Genomic DNA, 23,514 nt, shown 5'->3' on the forward strand with positions numbered 1-23,514 from the left:
CACAAAATAAGGGGGTATTGGGTATGGGTGCTACTGTAGGCATTTATAGACAACGGCAACCACTCGGGTCGGATCCCCCATATCGGTTTGTAACCAAACGATATGTGTGCCACCCAATTCTTCAGCTTGGCCCTTGGCAGAATCTTGCGCTTGTCTCAAATTATCAGCTTGACGGCTGACTCCTGTGACTAAAGCAAAGCTATCGCAATGGCTCACTTCAAAATTATACGCTTCGTTGATCCTTGAATATAATTTTGGCGGTTCACTGACGCAGGCCGTCAATAGGCCGGTCAATAGTAAGCAGACAAATTTTAACATAATCGCCCTCTTCAAGATGAGGGGCGATTATTAGAAAATGCAACCTTGGTGTAAACCGTTAAAATCACGTTTCTTAGGTTAACTAACAATTAATTCGCTGAAACAATCCCCTTGTTTGCAGAGCTCACAGTGGCGAAACATGCCAGCAACACCGCCACCCACCAATACACTACAAGTAGCCAACAAGCGCATCATTTCCCTGCCGCCACCGTGGTAAATAGATAGCTCTTTAAATCAGCAAAGCTCACTGGCATGCTCTGCGCCAAACACTTAGCATTGGCCACTTGGCGTAATGCTGGCGGCAACGGCACATCGATAGATAATGCCTCATCAACTACATCTTTGAATTTTGCCGGGTGGGCAGTAGCCAAGAATATACCAGCTTCATTGTCAGTTAAATTCTCGGCTAAGGCTCGTGCAGCTATCGCGGCATGGGGCTCAGAGAGATAACCTCCTTGATGTAATGCGAGGAGCTCTGCAATGGCTTGCTGATCACTGAAACTGGTTCCAATAAGATCTGATAATGGCCATGACATGACCTCACAACACGCCTCCACACGAGGCCAGTTACTGGGCTCTGACACATCCATGGCATTACTTAAGGTCGCCACTGTTTTATGGGGTAACCACTGACCGTCGGCTAAATAACGCGGCACTGTGTCGTTAGCATTGGTGGCCGCCACAAAACGGCCAATAGTAAGTCCCATCGCTTTGGCTAATAAGCCTGCCGTTAAGTTACCGAAATTACCACTGGGTACAGCAATCACTGCTTGCTTGTCAGGGTGCCGTTGCTGGAACTGAGCGACGGCCTCAAAGTAATAACAGACTTGTGCAAGTAAGCGACTGATATTAATTGAATTTGCAGAGTTTAACCCCAAGCCTTGACGAATATCTTGATCCTCAAATGCCTGCTTGACTAAGTCCTGACAAGCATCAAAATCGCCTTCAATCGCTACGGTATGAATATTACCGCCTAAGGTAGTGAACAACTTTTGTTGCAGCTCACTAATCTTGCCTTTGGGGAATAACACCACCACTTTTACATTCTCAAGCCCATGAAACGCATGGGCAACTGCCGCACCGGTATCGCCTGAAGTGGCGGTTAAGATAGTTAAGGGCTGACCGTCACCAAGTGCATCAATACATTGCGCCATAAAGCGCGCACCAAAATCTTTAAAGGCTAAGGTCGGCCCATGAAACAACTCTAAGCAATAACGCGCTGCATCGACCTGTACGAGTGGAGCCCCAAACTCAAAGGCCTTAGCCACCATGTCGTCCACCACCTCATCGGCTAACTCGCCTTGAAGAAACTGCTTAATAATAAATTGGCTGCGCGCCACAAATGGCAGCGCTAATACCGCATCAATATTGTCGAGTTTGGGAATATTACTTGGAAAAAATAACCCGCGACCTTGGCCGAGCCCCAAACGCACTGCGTCACTAAAACTGACTTTCTGTTCAGGATGACTCAAATTATATAATTGCATATTGTTGTCCTTAAAGCTGGCGACTACCCTGTTGATCGATGTGACACACATGGGCAAAGCCGGAATCTGATACTAAATAATGTTGCTGCAACCACTGCTTAGCTGCTACAGCTAATGCCTTATCTGTGGTCACCGCAAACAACGACGGGCCGCTGCCCGATATTCCGCAAGCACTAAGTCCCATGGCTAATAACTGGTGTTTGGCCTCATTAAATTGCGGTATAGCATCGCAACGATAAGGTTCGGCGATAACATCTGTCAGCAAGGACAACGCCAGCGTGGAATCGTGAGTATGCAACGCATGAATAAAACCACTGAGCTGTTGTCCAAATTGTAAGGCAATCGATGTCGGCAGTGATGTCGGTACCAACTCTCGCATCATAGAAGTTGATAACGAAATACCCGGGTAGGCGACCACCCAATACCACTCCTCCATCACCGGCATACCTGCGCATAACATCGATGGCGCCGATAGCATTAATTGCATGCCTCCCAAGAAGCTCGGGGCCACGTTGTCATAATGTATGCTGCCGCTGATCTTGCCTTCAAACTCCCCCATCATCAGTAATAATTCATCTCTCGAGTAGGGCTCGCCGAAGAAGCTGTTGATGGCCACAAATGCAGCGACTACCGAGCTGGCACTAGAACCAAGACCACTGCCCACAGGCAAGTTTTTGCTTAATACCAGCGAGAGGCCACCAGTGTATTGTCGCTGCAGAGCAAAATACTCGGCACATTGATAGACAATATTATCCTGCACTTGTGCGGGTAATTTATGAGCGAATGGGCCGGTGACGGTTAAGCTAATCCCCGTAGCCGCAGCCTCAATACTGACGGTATCGCCCAACAAACTGCCATCAATGGGGGCTAATGCCGCCCCTAATAAATCAAAACCGACACTGACATTACCCATTGACGCAGGGGCATAGACGGTGATCATGCTGTCACCTCCCGACTCCAGTTTAAGGTTCTTAACACATCGGCAAATACCCCTGCCGCCGTGACATCAGTACCCGCACCATAGCCCCGCAACACAAATGGGATCGGTTGATAGTATCGACTATAAAAAGCTAAGGCATTTTCTCCGCCTTTAACGCTATATAAGGGGTTATCAGCGCTCACCTCAACCACTTCGACTCGGCATCCGGCCTCATCGATAACGCCGACATAACGAAGTAAGTTATTGTTTGCCTTGGCAGCCGCCACTCGCTTGGCAATCGCAGCATCGACCTCGGGTAAACGTGCCATAAATTGATCGACATCACCGCTGGCATCGAAATCGCTGGGTAATACGCTCTCTACCTGAATATCACTAAGCTCCAATACCATGCCTGCTTCGCGCGCTAAAATTAACACCTTGCGCGCCACATCCATGCCATTAAGATCATCACGCGGATCTGGCTCAGTAAAGCATTTTTCCCGCGCCGTCGCCGTGGCCTGAGATAAACTCAGTCCGTCATCGAGGCAACCAAAAATATAGGACAATGAGCCTGACAAAATGCCACTAAATTTGTGTAACTCATCGCCGGCACATAATAGTTTTTTAAGATTATCAATAACTGGTAAGCCAGCACCCACGGTGGTTTCATATAAAAATTGACGTCGCTTAGCGCGCGCCATCATCTGCAAGTTATGGTAGTAAGCAAATTCACGAGTATTGGCTTTCTTATTGGGGGTTACCACATGCAAGCCTGCATTTAGGGCCTGCAGATAACAGCCAGCAACCTCGGCACTGGCGCTGCAATCCACCAGCACAGGATTCACCAACTGTTGCTCCCGAGCGAAGGTCAACATGCTGGCAATGCAAGCATCTTGGCCATGATCACTGAGCAGACTGTGCCAGTTGGCTAAATCGATGCCATCGATATTAAGTAGCATCTTGTCAGAATTCATAATGCCGCACACTCGCATCCGAATGTCTTGCTTAGCCAAGGCCGCTTGCTGACCTTTTATCTGCGCGAGCAAGCCCGCCCCCACATTGCCGCAGCCAACTAAAAAGACATCCAAATATTGACTGGCACCAAAAAAGCCTTGATGACAGGCGCGAATAGATTGCGATACCTTGCGTTGCTCTACCACCGCCGAAATCGAGCGCTCAGACGAACCTTGAGCCAAAGCAACAATATTCGCTCCAGCTTGTGCTAACGCCTTAAAGAAACCTGCCGCCACGCCACGATGAGTGCGCATGCCATCACCAATCAATGACACAATGGCCAGTTGATGGCGCATCGCGACCGGTTCGAGTAACTCAGTTTGCAGTTCCAACTCAAACTCAGCCTCTAACGACTGTTTAACCTTGGCAGCATCGACACTGGCAACACAAAAACTGATACTATATTCACTGGAACTTTGGGTAATCAATGAGACCGACACCCCGATTTGCGCAATGGCGCCTAACACTCGGCTCGCCATGCCCACCATACCTTTCATGCCAGGGCCCGAGACATCAAACATGGTTTGCTGATCTAGATTTGAAATGGCTTTTACTTGCAGGCCGGTTTGATCTGGCTCGTTGGAGACCAAGGTGCCTATCGCTTGTGGATTGAGGGTATTTTTGATGTAACAAGGGATATGAAATTGTGCAATCGGAGCCACAGTTTTAGGATGTAATACTTTGGCGCCAAAATATGATAATTCCATGGCTTCTTGATAACTGAGTTGAGTCAATAATTTTGCGTCTTGCACCAGCCGCGGGTCGGTATTATAAACACCATCAACATCGGTCCAAATTTCACACATCGAGGCGCGCAAGCAAGCCGCTAACACGGCCGCGGAATAGTCAGAGCCATTTCGACCAAGACACATCACCTGCCCTTGACCATTACCCGCGGTAAATCCGGGCATTAACCATACCTGAGCTTGCGATAAATCAAGATCGGCAAAATGTAATTGACTGGCACGAATATCAACCACAGCTTCCATGACAGGGCCTTGACCACTCAATAACACGACCGGATCTAATACGCCGACACGCAGCCCTTGATGATTGAGGATCGCCGCCATCAGCGCCACAGATAAACGCTCACCACTGGTTAATACTTCCGCGCGCACCCCGTCGGGGCATTGCTGCAACAGCGCGATGCCGGTGAGTTTTTGCTGCCATTGTTGCCATTGCAATTGCCACTGCTGATCAAGCCTTGCCATGGCCTCATCGCTAAGCACAGGTTTAGCATCAGCAAATAGTCCATCAAAGATGGCTTCCAGTCCCGACAATACCTCGTGAGTATCTTGCCCTAAGGTGGCGCGCTCCATTAAATCGACCAACAGATTGGTCACCTTAGCAGGCGCAGATAACACCAGCGCCACAGGCTCAGCCTGTGTGGCAACGATCGCAGCGGTCTTCATAAAACGCTGCCAATCACCTAGCGAGGTGCCACCAAATTTCATGACTTTCATTGTTAACTCTCCATGTGCCGCCCACTAAGAAACAAAAAAGCCCGCTCCTTGGTGGGGAGCGGGCTTGTGTAAGTGATTTTCAGGGTGTTGTTAGCCCGCCCCCATTATGGTGATAATGGTGGTGGTAATAATGCGAGTGAACATAGCTAACTGTGTCATCGACCTAACCCTGATTAAAATGTGATTTTAGAATTGCTTGAAAGGTCTATGTTTGTCAACCGACTTTATGTACTTTTTAATCATGGCTTTTAATCGCTTGCGACTGAAAGTGGGCTGAAACTCATATAAGAATCAATAGAAATATATATATCACTTAAATATCAATGACATAAGCTTTACCCTTACGTCAAATGCTAGGTGATTGTCGCCCACTCCCCTCAACATGAAGTCTTTTCAGCATCAAGGCCAATCCCTTAAAGCTCAACAATGAGGGCCACCAAAGCAAAAACGTGGCAAGGATTACAGAAGCAAGCGGTAACTATCGCACTGGCAAATAAACCGATGTATGATGCGCGGTCAATTATTTTCGGAGGCGATATGAACATCACTCAACATAATGCGGTAACCATTCACTACCGCTTAACCAACCAGCAAGGTGAATTGCTGGAAAGCTCTTTTGAAATGGAGCCAATGGTCTATCTGCACGGCGCTCAAAACCTGATCCCAGGTCTTGAAAAAGCGCTCGAAGGCAAAGTGGCTGGCGATGTGTTAGATGTGACTATTGATGCTGAAGAGGCCTATGGCCCATATCATGATGGCTTACGTCAGGAAGTGCCTTTAGCCGCATTTGGTGATATCCAAGATATCGTCCCAGGTATGCGTTTTGTGGCTGAAACTGAAATGGGCCAACGCCCAGTGCAAGTCACTGAAGTACTCGATGACACCGTGATTGTTGATGGTAATCACCCTTTGGCAGGGCAAGCGCTTAATTTCCACGTTGAAGTGATGGATGTGCGTGCCGCCACTGAAGAAGAAATTGCTCACGGTCACATCCATAGCCATGGCGGCTGCGGTGGTGGTGGCTGTGGTGGCCATGGTGAGTGCGGTGACAACGAAGAAGGTTGCTGCGGCGGTAAAGAAGAAAAGCAAGGCTGTGATAGCCACGGCGGCTGTGGCTGTCACTAAATGAGTCAATCATCAACGCGCCAATGGCGCGTTGTTGTTAATCCAAGTGCTATCGCTGTAAACTCAGCGCTCACGCTCTAAAATCAATTGACTGATCTGCATCCGCATTTGCGGCGGCATATGCTTTAGATAATTGGAGCAACGGGTTATCGTCGCGATACTCACGCCTAATTCAGCGGCTATTTGTCGCTGGCTTTTTTCGGCAGCTAACAACAATTGAAACACCCGTAAGCGCCCAGCGATTGCGTGCCGCTCCTCTTCGGTCATTAATAATTCAAACCAAAGTTCAAGCTGATGACGCTCCGTTAACCCCATCAGATTATCTATCGCCATATTCCACTGTGGTTTCATTATGCAATATTCAAGTACTAGTACATCAATACAGTGTACAACAGTTACGCAGCGCTGTCCTGATGGCTGTGCTTTGATAAATTTGACAAACTTTTACATAAAACTCATAGAGTAAGCACATATTTACAAGGTACACTTGCCAGTGTAAGTCACACTAACTACTAAAACTGTGAGGGAACCATGAAACGAATTGCTGCTGTACTGCTTTCTGGCTTGATCTGTGCGCCGGTGTTAGCCGCTGATAACTTCAAAAATAACGAAGATGCCATCGAATATCGCCAAGATGCATTCGGTTTGATTGCCTACAACTTTGGTGACATGGGTGCCATGATGAAAGGCAAAAAACCTTTTGATGCGGCTGTATTTGCCGTTCGTGCTCAGAATGTTGCGGCATTATCCCTATTACCTGCCGAAGGTTTTATCAGAGAATCCAGCCAAGGCGACACCGGCGCAAAGGCCGAGATTTGGCAAGATAAAGCCGAGTTTGATGCTAAAATGAAGCAATTCCAAACTGATGCAGCGAATTTAGCGGTAGTGGCTAGCGCCGGTAACGAGAAAGAAATCAAGCAAGCCTTCCAAGCCACAGCCAAAAACTGCAAAGCATGTCACGACACCTTTAAGAAAGACTAACAATCATCAAGCTCAAGATGTCAGTCTAAAAAAAGCGCCTAAGGCGCTTTTTTTGTCACATGAGTCAGTTACATCCACTCGACCACGGGCCATATCAATAGATAGGCGATAGGGAAGGCAATCACCAAAAGCAATCCCCACGCAATCCAACTGGATGTAAACTGTAATTGAGATGGGGGAACTTGCGAGGGCGTCTCATGCCAATGTCGTGTTCCGGTGAACATCGCACCAATAAGCTTATCGCCTGCCACTCTATGCCCAATGACAGCCACAACGTGAATGCCTGAACAGGCCAAAATTAAGTTGAAGTTCCATTTATGCAACCAAGTTAACCATTGACTTGTGGCCGCAGAAACACTGCTATATAAAGGCCCTTCCGTAAACACCTCATCACTGGCAAATAAGCCGCTAACTAATTGGATCATCAATAGCACCAATAAACCGATGACCATATACCCCCCCAAAGGGTTATGACCAATATGTGGCTTAATACCTGTGACTAACAATTGACGAGTGTAGGCCAATACCCGTCGAGGTGATTTGACGAAGTGCCTAAAGCGAGCGGTCTCACTGCCAAACCAGCCCCACAATAGGCGAAACAGAATAAGCACCATCACGCTATAGGCTAAGACTTGGTGCCACTCCATATAAGCTTGTTCGGCTGTCCACCATAAACCCGCCAGTAAAACCACAGTTAACCAATGAAACAGGCGCGTCGGTTTATCCCATACCTTAATTTGTATTGCCACTGTCACCTCCAAGTGAGCAAATGAAGAGCGCACATCATAGCGATTATTAACAATGGCACCAAGAAGGATGCTGATAAAATGTGGCAACGAGAGGGGAAAGTCGGGGGTGAAAAGCTAAATCTGGCACAATAAATCCTATCAAATATGCCCCCTTGCGGATCAAGATGCAATCAAAAATCGCCAGTTTTCTCACCATTTTGCTTGTTGGCTCAAATTGTCAGCAATCAATCCCATTGGTGCAAACAAGTGTGATCTAGATCACGACTTTCTTGTGAAAGATTGTTAGTCTGATCTCAAGGGAAACAAAATAAGGTTCAACATATGCTAAAGATTACCAGTAAGCACCTTGAAGTCACCGCTCCCATCCGCGAACGAGTAGAAAGCCGTCTAGCGAAACTTGAACGCCATGATATAACGATGATTAACCCCCATGTGATCATCACCGAAGAAAAGCCCTTATTCAAAATTGAAGCATCGATTAAATTACCTCAAGGGGAACTCTTTGCTCAGGCATCCCACGAAAATTTATATTCCGCCATTAACGCCATGGGGCAAAAACTAGAGAAGCAACTTAATCGGTTAACTCATAAACCCGAAGCATCCAGAAATTCAGGCAAAGCCGATCATAAAGAGGCTTTAGTCGATGATGCCATTGACGATGACTTTGAAGACGAATACCAATTTGCTTACGAAACCGAAAAAGCATAAGCCACTAATTTAGGAATAAAAAAAGCGCACTTAGTGCGCTTTTTTTATGGATTTCAAATAGCTGAGAATTTTTTGATTGACAGTCTCGACCACTGGCCTTAGTTTTTCAAAGAGACAGCGTAAAATTATCTTCTATTGCTTACTGATATTTCGCCACACGACTGCAGTCAATGACCCTTAATGAGACCTGATCATGGATAAACCCCAGCCTTTAGACAATTTACGCATCGCCATCAGCAGTCTCGATGAAGACTTATTAAAATTGTTGGCACAACGACGTCAATTGAGCATTGAGGTTGCCCGCAGCAAGGCAGTTGATATTCGCCCGATTAGAGACATTGAGCGGGAAAAACAGCTACTTTCTCGTTTGGTAGCACAAGGCAGAGAACAAGGCCTAGATAGCCATTTTGTCATTAACTTGTATCAGGCAATCATCGAAGATTCTGTATTAAATCAACAGGCTTACTTACAGAATATTGCTAACCCACAAGATAAAAAACAACAATATTGCATCGCCTATTTAGGCGCCAGAGGCTCTTACTCTCATATCGCGGCCAGCCGTTATTGCCAACGTCGTCAAATGAGCATGCTTGAACTTGGCTGCCAAAACTTCGATGACATCATCTCTTCCGTCGAAAAAGGCCACGCCGATTATGGATTTCTCCCCATCGAAAACACCTCTTCAGGCTCAATCAATGAAGTGTATGATTTACTACAACATACGCGCCTTTCGATCATCGGCGAAATCACCATCGAAGTGGGTCACTGTTTGCTAGCAAAGCCTGGCTCGCAACTGACGAATATTACTCAGCTGTGTGCACACCCTCAGCCAATTAGCCAATGCAGTCAATACTTGCAACAACATAGCCACTGGCAATTGCAATATTGTGCGAGTAGCGCCGAAGCCATGAAAATCGTGCTCGATAACCCCAGTGACACTATCGCCGCCATTGGCAGTGCCGAAGGCGGTGAGCTGTATGGATTAGAGGTCATCGGTTCGGGATTAGCCAATCAAAGCATCAACCAGAGTCGTTTTATTGTTGTCGGCAGAAAACCGGTATCGGTCCCGAGCCAACTTCCAGCGAAAACCACGCTAATTATGGCCACAGGCCATAAACCGGGCGCCTTAGTCGATGCCTTGTTAGTGCTAAAACAGCATCAACTCAATATGGCTAAATTGGAGTCGCGGCCGATAGCTGGCACCCCATGGGAAGAAATGTTCTATCTCGATATCGAGGCTAACCTAGCCGATGCCAATTTAATTGCCGCCTTAAAAGAGCTGGAAAAACAGACCCGTTACATTAAGGTACTCGGTTGTTATCCAATAGAAACCGTCAAACCGGCAGAATTAACTCAGCAACAATTACTGATCGAGCCGCCCTCATCGAAAGAAGAACCCGCTGCTGATAGCAGCAACAGTCGTTCAAGTTTGAGTTATAAAGCCGACTGCTCGAGTATTCAATTAGCAGGTCACGCCTTAGGTGATGAACATAAACTCGCCATGGCAATGGTAAGCCAAGTGCCGCAACAGGGATGGCGTTCGTCGTTGCAAGCCCTTAAGAACAGCGGCTTTAGCGCCATTATTCTCGCAAAAGAAATTTGGCCCCAATGCCAAATGGAAGTGATACACCCTATTTGCCAACAACTTGGCATGGCCTTGATCATTGAGGTCACTCAAGTCCAACCGCAATTGCCCGCTTGGATTGATGCGATTTACCTGCCCGGACAACAAATGAATAACCCGGCATTGATCCGGCAAATGGGCCAACAAAAGCGCCCGGTACTATTGGAAAAAGATCCGAGCTCAGATATCAAAGCCTGGTTGGCTGCTGCCGACAAATTATTAGAGCAAGGCAATCAACAATTGGCCTTGATTGAGGCGGGGATGCAAGATTATCAGGGCAATAGCCGCGCCGATCTCGAAGCCATCAGCCAGCTAATTAATGTCAGTCATTTGCCGGTCATTCACCGTAGCCGCAGTGATAGCCTGCATGCAAAAACCAATATCATGGCGGCAAAAAATTTAGGGGCAGAAGCGGTGATTTTATCGGCCAGTTTACCGACTGAGACCTTAACGCATTTGGTTGCGCACTTTATTCACGATAAGCAGGGTTAAGCTCATTGGCAGCTTAGGGCCACTTAAGCTGCCAATGAAGCACCTACACGGTATTGCCGTCGAGCAAGCTTAGCCAGCCGCGAATGATGCGCAGGCAAAACCAGGCTAACGCAGCAGCGTAACACAACAGCCCCACCCAACCTTGGCCAGCAAAATAGCCTAAGGTCAATAAAAATACTAAGCCTAAAACACTGTGACGCTGATAACGCAGATGTGAGTTAAGTAATGCTCCTTGTGGGCGCTGAACTAAATTAATCAGCAAGCTCACCAACACAGGCAGCAGAAAGAGCGCAAAGGCAGACTGTAAGCCGTAAAGCACGTGGCCAAGACTGACATCTTCGGGCATAACATTTTCAGTGGAGCTTATTGACATAATGCCCTCTCTTGGCTCGAAAACATTCCTCTGGTCGGTATAAACCTTACCAAAGCGCTATCTCAACAATACGTTCTAGAATTCAAAAGTGCAATATAATGTCAACTATCTTCCACGTTATAAAGCCGCGATAACCACATCGGAATTGAGCGTGGTTGAACATGCCAGTACCACACCCGCTTCGATTTCTTGATGAGTTAAATGGGTTAGCTTATGTTTAGTCACCTGACCAGACACTAATTGGCATTTACAACTCCCGCAAACGCCACTACGGCAGGGGCTAATAACAGGTAATCCCAACGCCTCTACGCCGTCAAGGAGCGTAGCACCTTTAGCAAGAACATGCTGATGCTCACCACAGGTCAGGCTCACAGTGTCATGGGAAGATACCATGCTGGCTCTGGGGGTTGCCTCAAAGCTTTCTTGATGAAAACGCTCCATCTCGAATCCGCTGTTTGCAAGCTCATCCTGTAATGACTGGATAAAGCCGCCTGGTCCGCAAACAAACACCGTACGCTGCTTGTAATCTGGGATACTGTGCTGCAATCGTGCGATATCAAGCCGCCCTTGCGCCCAATGGGTCCCGAATTGATCACCTAGCTGCCCATCGCCATGGGTTATAAAATAACTAAGCTGCCTATTGCGACTGGCACACTGCCATTGCTGTAATTCTTGCCGAAAAATAATATCTGCCGCAGTAGATGCGCAATGTACAAAAGCGATATCAGCATGGGGATCACTATCCGCTAAAAAGGTGAGCATCGACATCATGGGCGTAATGCCACACCCCGCACTGATGAATAAATATTTGTCTGCTGCAATATCAATCAGATTAAATTCACCTGCCGCTGGCTGTAACGTCAAGCTATCGCCACAATTAAATGCATCAACAAGGTAACTAGATACCTTACCATTCGGCACTTTCTTAATGGTCAGAGCCAACGTCAGCGGCCGCGAAGGTGACGAAGAAATCGAGTAACTGCGATAATATGCTTGCCCATTGATCATGACTTTTATCGTGACAAATTGACCGGGCTTAAACATAAATGGCCGTGGCTGCTTAGCTTGAAACACCAATGTGACCACATTGGCAGTTTGCCAGATCTTATCGACGCACACTGACTCAATTGGGCTATCTGTATCAGCCTGCTGCTGCAATGCCCGCCATGATAACTGCGTCGCTGCCGCAGGTTTAATGGTTTCGATCGCAGTGACCACGCCTGAGTCGCACCTTGGCAGCGCCCTTGTTTTAGCGTGTATTTGAGATAACACCAGCGCCAGTGGATTGCTCATCATAACTCCTCATGTGATGATTTGATGCCTTGCACCCTGCTTAATGGTGTGATGCAAAGCGCTTTGCATAACCTTGCCATGCAGACACAAGGTAGTGCCTGGTGTCTGCGCTGATTGCCTTGTGAGTCGCGCCTAGTACGGCTTCAATTCATCAACTTAATGGTTAGTGAGATGGATATAAGCTCGCTAAATCAGCCTCAACGCTTGTGGTGGTTTTTAGCCCAAATTGTTGTTCAAGCACTTGCAATAAGTTGGCGCTAAGAAACGCAGGAGGCGTTGGCCCAGTGCGGATATTGTTCACTCCGAGCGACAACAAGGTAAGGAGGATCACTATGGCTTTCTGTTCAAACCATGAAAGCACTAAGCTCAAAGGGAGTTGGTTAATATCACACTCAAAGATCTCACTAAGCGCTAGAGCCAATTGAATGGCTGAGTAGGCATCGTTACATTGACCGATATCCAACAATCGAGGGATCCCATTGATATCGCCAAATTCCAACTTGTTGAATTTGTATTTACCGCAGCCCAAGGTCAAAATGACACTGTCCTTAGGAGCGGCTCGGGCGAAGTCGGTGAAGTAGCTACGTTGCGATTTGTCCCCATCGCAGCCACCGATCAGGAAAAAGTGCTTAATACTGCCATTTTTGATATTTTTAACCACCGCTGGTGCCGCCGCCATCAGCGCATTACGGCCAAAGCCAATGGTGATTAAATGCGGAATGTGGTCATAGTGAAAGCCATCTAATTCAAGCGCTTTATTGATCACCGCGCTAAAGTCATCGCCTTCAACATGCATCACGCCGGGCCAGCCGACGATGCTCCGAGTGAAGATACGTGCGGCATAATCTCCAACAAATGGATCAATAATACAGTTAGATGTCATCACCACTGCACCGGGAAAATTAGCAAATTCTTGCTGCTGATTTTGCCAAGCACTGCCATAGTTACCGACTAAATGTGGGTATTGCTTAAAGTGCGGGTAAGCCAGTGCCGGTAGCATCTCGCCATGGGTATAGACATTAATTCCAAGCCCCTTTGTTTGTTGCAAAATGAGCTCAAGATCTTGCATGTCATGACCTGACACTAAAATGGCTTTGCCTTTCACTGGTACCGTATTGACTTGCGTCGGTTCTGGATGACCAAAACATGTGGTTTCGCCTAAATCCAACATGGCCATGATGCGATAGTTTAATTGACCGATCGCCATCGCAGTGTCAAATAAGGCCGCGGCATCGGTACTATCTGAGCCGAGAAAATCCATCAAACGGTGGAATTCGCCTGCGACCTCATCGCAGGTTTGACTGAGCACTCGCGCATGTTCCATATAAGCGGCAGCTCCTTTTAGTCCGTAAAGACACAAGAGCCTAAGGCCAATAATATCTTCATGAATTTGCTGACTCCCCCGATTGGGGGCGGCGCGTTCAGCCAAAGTTAATAGCTGCTCTTTAGTGGCTTCAATGGTGATTGACGCATAATCCGGAGCGGTTGCGAGGTCTTCATCGTTGTATAGAGGTGCGTACGCTTGCAGCAATTGCTGACGGTACTTAAGGGCTTGCCTGACAAGCTCAATGATCCGCGCATCATCGAAATTGACATTGGTTAAGGTCGCGAAAAATGCTTTAGGGACAAATGCGTTGAGCTCACGGTCAATAATGCCCACCGCTCTTGCCTTTAAGGCATGATAGGACAGCCCTTGTAAGAGATAGATCAACACATCTTGTAGATCCGAAGTGGCCGCTAATTTACCACACATGCCTTGTGAGTAACTGCAACCATTGCCCGCTGGAGTTCTTATCGTTTGTTCACACTGAATACAAAACATACTGCCGCCTATTACATGCATTTAAATTACATGTAAAAGCATAACGGGGACTCAACGAAGACAAAAGTTAAACATTCATAGTATTTACATGTTTATAGTAAGGATCTCATTTTGAGGATTTTCATGATCAGGCTCACATCCAGCGTCGGCGAATTGTTAGGCAACAGACACCGAGATCATCGCCATGACTCGGTGTTGACTGTGCAGCGTAGGGTTTATTGAGGTGGACGTGCGAGCGAACTAATATCATTGACCGATTGTAGCATTTGCCGGCTTTCCAATTGGAATTGCGGCGCGAAATCACCAAACCATTGCGCCACCTCATTAAACCATGCCACAAACGTGTCACGATCACGATTCTTTAGTAATTCAAGCGCCTGAGTATAATTATCCAGGTAATCTGCAATCACAGTTTCGCAGCCAAGCTCGGCAAAAATAATATCTGCATACAATTCAGGGCTTTGGGCAAATAAGCGCCCGACCATGGCCAATTCTAATCGATATATCGGCGAACTAAACTGGAGTAGTTGCGCGATATCAGCCTGCTCTCTGCATAAATTAAGACCATAAACAAACGTTGAAAAATGACGCATGGATTGCACTAACTGCATGGCATCATCATGGACTTTGGCATCTGCTTCTACCAGTTTTGCCCCCCAAATCGTGATTTGATCTAATAACCATTGATACTGACTTGCACCGCGGCCATGACAGATCACCACGACTTGCTTAGCTAAGCTGCCAACATCGGGACCAAACATAGGATGCAGACCGACAACCGGACCGCGATGAGCAGTTAACATGCTCGTCAATGGCGCCGATTTTATCGAGGTCAGATCGGCCAAAATACAGCGTTCAGGCAGGCGAGTGAGCTGGTTACGGATCAACTCGCAAGTTTGGGCTATCGGCACGCTGACAATCACCAATCCAGGATTAGCGAGTAAATCATCGGCACGATGCCAATCCTCTTTATCCAATACATCGACCTGATAGCCCGATAGCGTCAGCATTTGCACAAAGACCTGACCTAAGGCGCCAGCCCCACCGATGATCACCACACGACCAAGATCTGGGTTAACTTGCTTGAAGCCAACATCCTTTTCATTAAGATAAGATTCGCGCATCATTCGTCTAAGCAAGTCTTCTATTAACTGAGGAGGAATGGCAAGGTCCATGGCCTCTTGCCGGCGTTTAGCCAACATTTTAGCCTCACGCTCAGGCGCATAGATGGGCAAGCCCGCTTGATGTTTCACCATGCCAACGCGGGCCACTAAATCTAAGCGGCGCCTAACCAGCGCTAATAACTCCTTATCGACCCCATCAATTTGCTCCCGCAAATGTTCGAGCGCCTCTGTCGTTCCTTCACTCATCATACCTCTCCTTGGGATCTGTCACGCAACGCTTGCCTGACAAGCGCAGCACTTTGTCGTAATAAGGTCTCAGTGGCCGACCAATCAATGCAAGCATCGGTGATCGATTGCCCATAGACTAACTCACTTGCCACGGCTTCCTGCTGACCTGCGACCAGATGACTCTCCAGCATGATGCCAATAATACTGGTATTGCCAGCAGCAATTTGAATCATCACATCCTGACATACAGGGACTTGGCGACGATAATCTTTATTGGAGTTGCCATGACTACAATCGATCACTAACCGCGCAGTTTGCCCCGCCGCATGTAGGGCATCAGCGGCCATAGCTACGGCACTGGCCTCGTAATTAGGTTCTCGCCCGCCGCGGAGGATCACATGGCCATCGGGGTTGCCGTCAGTTTGTAGCAAAGCCACTTGGCCATCGCTATTAATCCCCATAAAACGGTGGCTACTGGCGGCAGACATGAGGGCATTAATCGCTACCTCCAGCTTACCATCGGTACCATTTTTAAAGCCAACCGGCATCGATAAGCCTGAGGCCATTTCACGATGAGTTTGCGATTCGGTGGTGCGTGCACCAATGGCCGACCAGCTAATGAGTTCTGAGAGGTATTGGGGACTGATAGGATCGAGGGCTTCAGTGGCCGCCGGCAATTCAAGTTCGGCCAAGAACAATAAAAACTCTCGCGCTTGTCGTAAGCCTTTTTCAACATTAAAAGAACCATCGCGATCGGGGTCATTAATTAGCCCTTTCCAGCCCACAGTAGTGCGCGGCTTTTCAAAGTAAACCCGCATAACAATAAAAAAATCGTCACACAGTGCTTGCTGTAATGCCTTTAATTTATGGGCATATTCTTTAGCGGCAGTTAAATCATGGATAGAACATGGACCGGTGATCACCAACAAACGCGGATCACGTTTATGGACGATATCAGCAACCGTTTGTCGCGATTGACGAACAAACTCAAGATGACGCTCTGTCAGCGGTAATTCTTGTTTTAGCTGGTTGGGGCTCTTCAGCACCTGTTCATTACTGATGTGAATATTGTCAATCTTGGCGTCAATCATAGCGGCTCCTAAATCCTGTAACAGCGTAATGCTACACCATTACACTGCCTGAATTTACCGTGACTGGCAACTGAATTTTTTTCGTTAAAAACAAAAACCCGCCTCAAGGGCGGGTCTTCGTGCGAACACTTTACGTCGGTTTGTTGGTCTACTAAATAATTACTTAGTAGCCAGCTTTTCACGGATACGTGCAGATTTACCTGAACGCTCACGCAGATAGTACAGCTTGGCGCGACGAACGCGGCCACGACGCTTAACTTCAATGCTTCCGATAGCAGGGCTGTGAGTCTGGAAAGTACGCTCTACACCTTCGCCATTAGAGATCTTACGTACGGTGAATGCAGAATGCAGACCGCGGTTACGCTTAGCGATAACTACGCCTTCAAACGCCTGCAGACGCTCTTTTTCACCTTCTTTAACACGTACCTGTACAACTACTGTATCACCAGCGCCGAAATCTGGTACGTCTTTCTTCATTTGCTCATCGTTGAGCATTTTAATGATGTTGTTCATAAAAACTCCGTTCTAGATTTAACTGAGCATCGACTGTTTACGTCTTCGTTGTCGCAACGAATTGGGCCAGCAGTCTGGTTTGTTCGTCAGTCAGAGCTAGATTGTCAAATAATTCTGGTCGTCTAAGAAAAGTTCTTCCGATACTCTGCTCAAGACGCCAGCGTCTAATTTCTTCGTGGTTACCGCCAAGTAACACTGCCGGTACAGTCAAACCATCCAAACACTCAGGACGGGTATAATGCGGGCAATCGAGTAAGCCATCAGAGAAGGAATCCTGCTCTGCACTTGCTTGTTTACCGAGGACGCCTGGCACTAACCTGGCGACCGCATCTATCAATGTCATGGCTGGTAGTTCACCACCTGAGAGCACATAATCGCCCACAGACCACTCTTCATCGATTTCCGTCTGAATAATGCGCTCATCAATACCTTCATATCGACCACACACTAAAATCAGTTTATCTGATTGTGCTAGTTCAGAAGCGCCAAGCTGAGTCAGCTTACGTCCCTGAGGCGACAGGTAAATTACCTTAGCGCCTTCACCTGCTGCAGCTTTTGCAGCATGGATAGCATCACGTAAAGGCTGCACCATCATTAACATCCCGGGGCCACCACCATAAGGTCGGTCATCCACAGTACTATGTCTATCATGGGTGAAATCACGAGGATTCCACGTGTGCAGTTCCAGCAGGCCATTGTTAACGGCCCGACCCGTCACTCCAAAATCGGTTACGGCACGAAACATTTCAGGAAACAGGCTTATCACCCCTAACCACATATGTTGTACCTCGACTTAGAAGTCAGGATCCCAATCCACTGTAATCTGTTTGGCCGCAACGTCCACCTCGAGGATGAACTGTTCCGTGACAAAGGGGATCAATCGCTCCGCTTTGCCAAAAGCATCTTTGGCATTGGCTTTCACCATGAGAACATCGTTAGACCCTGTTTCCAAGATCTGATCGACCACGCCCATGTTGTAACCTTTAGTGTTGGTTACAGTACAACCGATAAGATCACGCCAGTAAAACTCGTCTTCTGGCAATGAATCCATCTGTTCAGGCAGAATGGCAATTTCACTGTGTGTTAATGCCTGTGCCTCTTCCCGGGTGTTGATCCCTTCAAGTAAGGCGACTACCGCTTTACCTTGAGGACGCCACTGTACTACCTTCACTTCTCGCCATTCACCTTGCTGCATCAGCAGTATGGGTGAATAGTTAAAAATACCTTCAACAGAATCGGTATAAGATGTGATTTTCATCCAACCTTTAACACCAAAGCTGGCGCCAATTTTTCCCAATACGATTGGTTGTTGGTTACTGCTCATCAATCTATACCCTTAACGCTATTAAGCAGCTGCTTTACGAGCGTCTTTGATCAATTTGGCAACGCGATCAGTCGTCGCAGCGCCATTAGCAACCCAATGCTCAACACGATCCAGGTCTAAGCGCAGAGCTTCTTCCTGACCGCGAGCCATAGGGTTGAAGAAACCAACACGCTCAATGAAACGACCGTCACGAGCATTGCGGCTATCAGCAACTACGATGTTATAAAATGGACGCTTTTTTGCGCCGCCACGAGCTAAACGAATGGTAACCATGCGTTCTTAATCCTCTAATGATTTGCTTGAAGCAAAAATAAAAACTGGAACTCCGTGTTCGCGAAGAGTCCCAGCATAGAAAGCCGGAAGATTTTACCTGACTTTTCAACGAATGCAACCAAATCTGCCGATTTTTACGCCTCGATGGCCGTTAGGCCAAGCTAAGTCAGGCCAAGGCTTTGACCAATTTGGTCAGTCTCCGAGCCCTTAAATTTTAGGTTACGCCTGCAACATCAACGTCCTGGAAACTTCATTCCCGGAGGCAGCATACCTTGCATACCGCGCATCATTTTTTGCATGCCGCCTTTAGCAGACATTTTTTTCATCATTTTTTGCATTTGGCTAAACTGCTTAAGCATCCGGTTGACGTCTTGGATCTGGGTACCAGAACCGGCCGCAATCCGGCGTTTACGAGAGCCTTTAATGATGTCGGGATTACGGCGTTCTGCTGCTGTCATCGAATTGATGATGGCTTCCATTTGACCGGTCATTTTACCATTTTGAACTTGCTCTAATGCCTCAGGCGGTAATTGTCCAACGCCTGGCAACTTTTCCAGCATGCCCATCATGCCGCCCATGTTCTTCATTTGCTGAAGTTGGTCGCGGAAATCCTCTAAGTCAAACTTGCCGCCTTTTTTAACCTTAGTCGCCAATTGCAGCGCTTTTTCTTTATCAACGCCGCGCTCGACTTGCTCGATTAAAGACAGCACATCGCCCATGCCCAGAATACGAGAGGCAATACGGTCAGGATGGAAAGGCTCTAATGCATCAGTTTTTTCGCCAACACCTAAGAACTTAATCGGTTTACCCGTAATATGGCGAATCGACAGTGCGGCACCACCACGGGCATCACCATCAACCTTGGTTAATACCACCCCGGTTAATGGCAGTGCTTCATTAAACGCTTTCGCGGTATTCGCCGCATCTTGACCCGTCATGGCATCAACCACAAACAGGGTTTCCACCGGATTAATTTCAGCGTGTAGCTGTTTAATCTCATCCATCATGGCTTCGTCAACGTGCAGACGGCCTGCCGTATCCACTAAGACCACGTCGATGAATTTTAGCTTAGCATGAGCAATCGCCGCTTTAGCAATATCTACCGGCTTTTGCGTTACGTCCGATGGGAAGAATTCAACTTCCACTTCAGCGGCTAAGGTTTCAAGCTGCTTTATCGCTGCAGGACGGTACACGTCGGCACTGACCACTAATACCGACTTTTTATGCAGAGTGCGTAAAAACTTAGCCAGTTTAGCCACACTGGTGGTTTTACCGGCCCCCTGCAAACCTGCCATCATAATAATCGCTGGAGGCTGGGCCGCTAAATCCAAAGCTTCATTGGATTCGCCCATGGCTTTTTCCAATTCACTCTGAACAATTTTAATGAAGACTTGACCTGGGCTCAGGCTTTTGCTGACTTCTTGGCCGACCGCACGTTCTTTTACGCTATTGACGAACTCCCGCACCACAGGCAGAGCCACGTCAGCTTCAAGTAAAGCCATGCGCACTTCGCGTAGCGTTTCTTTGATGTTGTCTTCAGTTAAGCGACCACGCCCGCTGATGTTCTTTAGCGTTCGTGACAATCTGTCAGTAAGATTCTCAAACATCGTCCTGTCTATTACCTATGTTGCGCCATCTAATGGGTCTGTATTATAACGAGGTGCACGTATTATGCTACCGACTTCCATCTCGTTAAGGACTGCAATGTGCGATTACAGAAAAAAACCCAGTTTATCATCAATTACTGCTGCTTTTTGCCACCTGTATCACTGCCCATTCTTGTCAGTGTCATGGTATTCTAATGAGGTTGGGGAATATCATGACCCGAACAACACTATTTTTTAATATTCATACTTAACAACAGGTTTAATGCCATGGTCATTTATTCTGCTGCCGCCATGTTTTTCTACTGCATCGCCTTAATCTTGGTGACCAGCAGGTTATTTCATGCCGAGGGACCCCGTCGCCCCTTAGTAGCCGCCATGGCGGGTGTCGCCGTAATGTTTCATGCCGCGGCACTGTACCAAGCCATTTTTACCCCCGAAGGTCAAAATTTTAGCCTGACCAATGTGATCTCCATGGTCAATTGGATTATAGCTTTTGCCTTTACCGTGATGATGTTCCGCCTTAAGGTGATGATTGCAGTACCTGTGGTTTATGCCTGTTCGGTTATCTCAGTCGCATTATTATGGCTAGTTCCGCCTGAATATATCACCCACTTTGAGCTTCATCCTGAAATGCTGGTGCATGTAGTCTTATCGCTGATGGCCTACTCCACCCTGATGATTGCGGCACTGTATGCCATCCAACTGTACTTCATCCAAAAAAAGTTAAAGCAAAAACAGTTTATGTTAAACAAAGCCTTGCCACCGCTGATGACGGTTGAAAAACAACTGTATCATTTAGTCTTTATCGGCATGATATTACTAAGTTTATCCCTAGCAACTGGCTTTGTGTTTCTCGATGATATGTTTGCTGATGGCAAAGGCCATAAGGCCATACTGTCCATCCTCGCGTGGGCAGTATACGCGCTGATGTTATGGCAACATTACCGGGTGGGTTGCCGCATAAAGACCGCCATTTTATACACCCTCTCGGGTGCCACATTATTATCGTTGGCCTATTTTGGCGCACGAATTGTCAAAGAATTGATCATTAGTTAAGCTTGCTGAGGGAGGATGGGTCCGTACCTCCCTACGGTTCACAGCCGTTGCCCTCGACACTAACGTAATGGAGCCATTTTTTGGAAACCATATCAACAGGTACATTGTTTTTATTGCTGTTTTTGTTTTTACTGATTTCAGCGTACTTTTCGAGTTCTGAAACCGCCATGCTCAGCCTTAATCGTTATCGGTTAAGACACCTCGCCAAGCAGGGTCACCATGGGGCAATGAGAGCCCAAAGCCTCTTAGATAGACAAGATAAACTCATTGGCTTAATTTTAATTGGCAACAACCTAGTCAACATCGGCGCCTCAGCGATTGCCACATTACTCGGTTTACGCCTGATGGGTGATGTCGGTGTGGCCATCGCCACCGGCGTGCTAACCCTAGTGGTGTTAATCTTTGCAGAAGTCACCCCCAAGACTATCGCCGCCCGCCACCCTGAGATGGTAGCGTATCCTGCTAGCTGGTTACTCAAACCGTTATTATGGCTATTTTCGCCCTTAATTTGGTTCGTTAACATTTTCACCAGCAGTGTATTAAAACTATTAAATATCGGTGATGTCGACTCGCAACACGCCCTCAGCCAAGAGGAATTAAGAACCGTAGTACACGAAGCCGGTTCCATGATCCCGGCCAATCACCAAGAAATGCTACTGTCGGTACTCGATCTTGGTAGCATTACCGTTGAAGATATTATGGTGCCGCGCGCCGAGATCTACGCCATTAATATCAATGATGATTTCCGCTCGATCACCAAGGCGGTTACCCAAAGTCCTCATACTCGGGTCATGTTATACCGCGATACCATTGATGATGCCGTGGGCTTTATTCATTTACGTGACGCATTAAGGTTGCAATCAAAGAATCAGTTCAGTAAATCCTCGTTGCTGCGTGCTGTCAAAGAGCTCTATTTTGTCCCTGAAGGCACGCCGTTAAATACCCAGTTACTCAATTTTAGACAAAACCGTCATCGTGTGGCGTTAGTTGTTGATGAGTACGGTGATATTCAAGGTTTGGTTACCTTAGAAGATATTCTCGAAGAAATCGTGGGCGACTTCACCACCTCAATGGCCGCCAGTCCCGAAGAAGAAATTTACCCGCAGCAAGATGGCAGCTTCTTGATTGAGGCCGCCATCAATATTCGCGATTTAAATAAGCAAATGGCTTGGGAATTACCGACCGATGGCCCGAAAACATTAAACGGATTAATTATTGAGTATTTAGAGGATATTCCATCGGTAAACACTAGCCTGCGGCTGTTTGGTTATCCGATGGAAATCGTGGACGTGTCCGGCAATATGATTAAGAGCGTTAGAGTGATGCCACAATATTATCAAGCATCAAATTAGCGTCTGTTTCTTCTGCTCTATCTCAAGGCGAATAGCTTCCGCCTTGGGGGTAATCTCAGCCAATAATTCTGACTCCCAGCCCAACATAAAGTACAGCTCTGCCATCAAGAATATGGGGCCTATTAGCAATTGATTGATATCGTCAACAAATGCGGGTTTTGCGCCTTCAAACTTATGCCCTACCCCTTGAAAAATCCAGCCGACAATAAACATAGCCACCGCGATTGGTAGTCCATATTCGAGCTGACTGGCCCACTGCGCGCTATACACCAGCGGGATCATGACTATCAACATGCCAAGCGCTAGGCGCAAGTGTAAAAAGGCGTAATAGACCAACACCACCAGCGCAACACATCCCGCCAATCCCAGCGACAGCCAAGTCCCTATGGCCAGCGTAAATGGAATGCTAGCCAATAACGTAAACGCAGACCAAATGATCAACGGGATCCCGACAAAATGAGTCTTAATATTGCGTTTATCCAGGTGGACACTTTTATATTGCGCTAGTTGCGCTTCAATTGTTTTCATCGACACCCCCTTTATTACAATTCATCAACAACTTACCTTAGATTTCTGAT

General features: G+C 47.2%; 23 protein-coding genes. 6 read left to right on the forward strand and 17 right to left on the reverse strand.

The window, feature by feature from the left end; all coding sequences use genetic code 11:
* Positions 1-30: 30 nt before the first annotated feature.
* From KU855_RS00735 to thrA, 4 genes are all read right to left on the reverse strand, one after another.
* Positions 31-318, reverse strand: a complete 288-nt coding sequence (locus KU855_RS00735; protein ID WP_218528433.1) for a hypothetical protein — start codon at positions 316-318, stop codon at positions 31-33.
* A gap of 191 nt (positions 319-509) precedes the next feature.
* Positions 510-1,805, reverse strand: coding sequence for a threonine synthase (thrC, locus tag KU855_RS00740; RefSeq protein WP_218528434.1), 1,296 nt, complete (start codon positions 1,803-1,805; stop codon positions 510-512).
* Between the two features lie 10 nt (positions 1,806-1,815).
* Positions 1,816-2,745 (reverse strand): homoserine kinase, encoded by a 930-nt coding sequence (gene thrB, locus KU855_RS00745; protein WP_218528435.1) that lies wholly within the window; start codon positions 2,743-2,745, stop codon positions 1,816-1,818.
* The gene (gene thrA / locus KU855_RS00750; protein WP_218528436.1) at positions 2,742-5,201 is read right to left on the reverse strand and encodes a bifunctional aspartate kinase/homoserine dehydrogenase I; all 2,460 of its coding nucleotides are present in this window, start codon (positions 5,199-5,201) and stop codon (positions 2,742-2,744) included. Before thrA ends, thrB begins: the two co-directional genes overlap by 4 nt.
* Positions 5,202-5,738: 537 nt before the next feature.
* On the opposite strand from thrA, the gene KU855_RS00755 reads away from it, so the two are divergent.
* The gene (locus KU855_RS00755; protein ID WP_218528437.1) at positions 5,739-6,326 is read left to right on the forward strand and encodes a peptidylprolyl isomerase; all 588 of its coding nucleotides are present in this window, start codon (positions 5,739-5,741) and stop codon (positions 6,324-6,326) included.
* A gap of 63 nt (positions 6,327-6,389) precedes the next feature.
* Here KU855_RS00755 and trpR read toward each other — a convergent pair whose 3' ends face one another.
* Entirely contained in the window at positions 6,390-6,677 is a 288-nt protein-coding gene (gene trpR / locus KU855_RS00760; RefSeq protein ID WP_218528438.1) for a trp operon repressor, read from the reverse strand.
* A 180-nt stretch (positions 6,678-6,857) separates the two neighbouring features.
* Here trpR and KU855_RS00765 point away from each other — a divergent pair, with 180 nt between their 5' ends.
* Positions 6,858-7,307 (forward strand): cytochrome c, encoded by a 450-nt coding sequence (locus tag KU855_RS00765; RefSeq protein ID WP_218528439.1) that lies wholly within the window; start codon positions 6,858-6,860, stop codon positions 7,305-7,307.
* Positions 7,308-7,375: 68 nt separating this feature from the next.
* Here the strand turns inward: KU855_RS00765 and KU855_RS00770 are convergent, their stop codons facing one another.
* Positions 7,376-8,062, reverse strand: coding sequence for a cytochrome b/b6 domain-containing protein (locus KU855_RS00770; protein ID WP_371316298.1), 687 nt, complete (start codon positions 8,060-8,062; stop codon positions 7,376-7,378).
* A 315-nt stretch (positions 8,063-8,377) separates the two neighbouring features.
* Here KU855_RS00770 and hpf point away from each other — a divergent pair, with 315 nt between their 5' ends.
* Positions 8,378-8,764, forward strand: coding sequence for a ribosome hibernation-promoting factor, HPF/YfiA family (gene hpf, locus KU855_RS00775; RefSeq protein WP_218528440.1), 387 nt, complete (start codon positions 8,378-8,380; stop codon positions 8,762-8,764).
* Between the two features lie 193 nt (positions 8,765-8,957).
* Positions 8,958-10,880 (forward strand): prephenate dehydratase, encoded by a 1,923-nt coding sequence (pheA, locus tag KU855_RS00780; protein ID WP_218528441.1) that lies wholly within the window; start codon positions 8,958-8,960, stop codon positions 10,878-10,880.
* 43 nt (positions 10,881-10,923) lie between these two features.
* On the opposite strand, the gene KU855_RS00785 is transcribed toward pheA, so the two are convergent.
* The 10 genes from KU855_RS00785 to ffh form a co-directional block, all read right to left on the reverse strand.
* Positions 10,924-11,253, reverse strand: a complete 330-nt coding sequence (locus tag KU855_RS00785; RefSeq protein ID WP_218528442.1) for a hypothetical protein — start codon at positions 11,251-11,253, stop codon at positions 10,924-10,926.
* Positions 11,254-11,370: 117 nt separating this feature from the next.
* Positions 11,371-12,549, reverse strand: a complete 1,179-nt coding sequence (locus KU855_RS00790; RefSeq protein ID WP_218528443.1) for a flavin reductase family protein — start codon at positions 12,547-12,549, stop codon at positions 11,371-11,373.
* Positions 12,550-12,709: 160 nt separating this feature from the next.
* Entirely contained in the window at positions 12,710-14,368 is a 1,659-nt protein-coding gene (hcp, locus tag KU855_RS00795) for a hydroxylamine reductase (RefSeq protein ID WP_218528444.1), read from the reverse strand.
* 215 nt (positions 14,369-14,583) lie between these two features.
* Positions 14,584-15,738, reverse strand: a complete 1,155-nt coding sequence (gene tyrA, locus KU855_RS00800) for a bifunctional chorismate mutase/prephenate dehydrogenase (protein ID WP_218528533.1) — start codon at positions 15,736-15,738, stop codon at positions 14,584-14,586.
* Positions 15,738-16,811 (reverse strand): 3-deoxy-7-phosphoheptulonate synthase, encoded by a 1,074-nt coding sequence (locus KU855_RS00805; RefSeq protein WP_218528445.1) that lies wholly within the window; start codon positions 16,809-16,811, stop codon positions 15,738-15,740. The genes tyrA and KU855_RS00805 overlap by 1 nt, the downstream gene beginning before the upstream one ends.
* A 159-nt stretch (positions 16,812-16,970) precedes the next feature.
* Positions 16,971-17,324, reverse strand: coding sequence for a 50S ribosomal protein L19 (gene rplS / locus KU855_RS00810; RefSeq protein ID WP_218528446.1), 354 nt, complete (start codon positions 17,322-17,324; stop codon positions 16,971-16,973).
* 37 nt (positions 17,325-17,361) lie between these two features.
* Positions 17,362-18,102, reverse strand: coding sequence for a tRNA (guanosine(37)-N1)-methyltransferase TrmD (gene trmD / locus KU855_RS00815; protein ID WP_218528447.1), 741 nt, complete (start codon positions 18,100-18,102; stop codon positions 17,362-17,364).
* A 15-nt stretch (positions 18,103-18,117) separates the two neighbouring features.
* On the reverse strand, positions 18,118-18,648 hold the full coding sequence (gene rimM / locus KU855_RS00820; protein ID WP_218528448.1) for a ribosome maturation factor RimM: 531 nt from the start codon (positions 18,646-18,648) through the stop codon (positions 18,118-18,120).
* Between the two features lie 21 nt (positions 18,649-18,669).
* Positions 18,670-18,921, reverse strand: a complete 252-nt coding sequence (rpsP, locus tag KU855_RS00825) for a 30S ribosomal protein S16 (protein WP_140931542.1) — start codon at positions 18,919-18,921, stop codon at positions 18,670-18,672.
* A 233-nt stretch (positions 18,922-19,154) separates the two neighbouring features.
* On the reverse strand, positions 19,155-20,528 hold the full coding sequence (gene ffh, locus KU855_RS00830; protein ID WP_218528449.1) for a signal recognition particle protein: 1,374 nt from the start codon (positions 20,526-20,528) through the stop codon (positions 19,155-19,157).
* Positions 20,529-20,795: 267 nt separating this feature from the next.
* On the opposite strand from ffh, the gene KU855_RS00835 reads away from it, so the two are divergent.
* Together KU855_RS00835 and KU855_RS00840 are read left to right on the forward strand one after the other, a co-directional pair.
* Positions 20,796-21,584, forward strand: coding sequence for an inner membrane protein YpjD (locus KU855_RS00835; RefSeq protein ID WP_218528450.1), 789 nt, complete (start codon positions 20,796-20,798; stop codon positions 21,582-21,584).
* 80 nt (positions 21,585-21,664) lie between these two features.
* Entirely contained in the window at positions 21,665-22,936 is a 1,272-nt protein-coding gene (locus tag KU855_RS00840; RefSeq protein ID WP_218528451.1) for an HlyC/CorC family transporter, read from the forward strand.
* Here KU855_RS00840 and KU855_RS00845 read toward each other — a convergent pair.
* Positions 22,928-23,464 (reverse strand): DUF962 domain-containing protein, encoded by a 537-nt coding sequence (locus tag KU855_RS00845; protein ID WP_218528452.1) that lies wholly within the window; start codon positions 23,462-23,464, stop codon positions 22,928-22,930. The two genes, KU855_RS00840 and KU855_RS00845, sit on opposite strands and share 9 nt — an antisense overlap.
* Positions 23,465-23,514 lie beyond the last annotated feature (50 nt).

Origin of the sequence: Shewanella sp. NIFS-20-20, from assembly GCF_019209865.1 — a bacterium.
GTDB lineage: Bacteria > Pseudomonadota > Gammaproteobacteria > Enterobacterales > Shewanellaceae > Shewanella.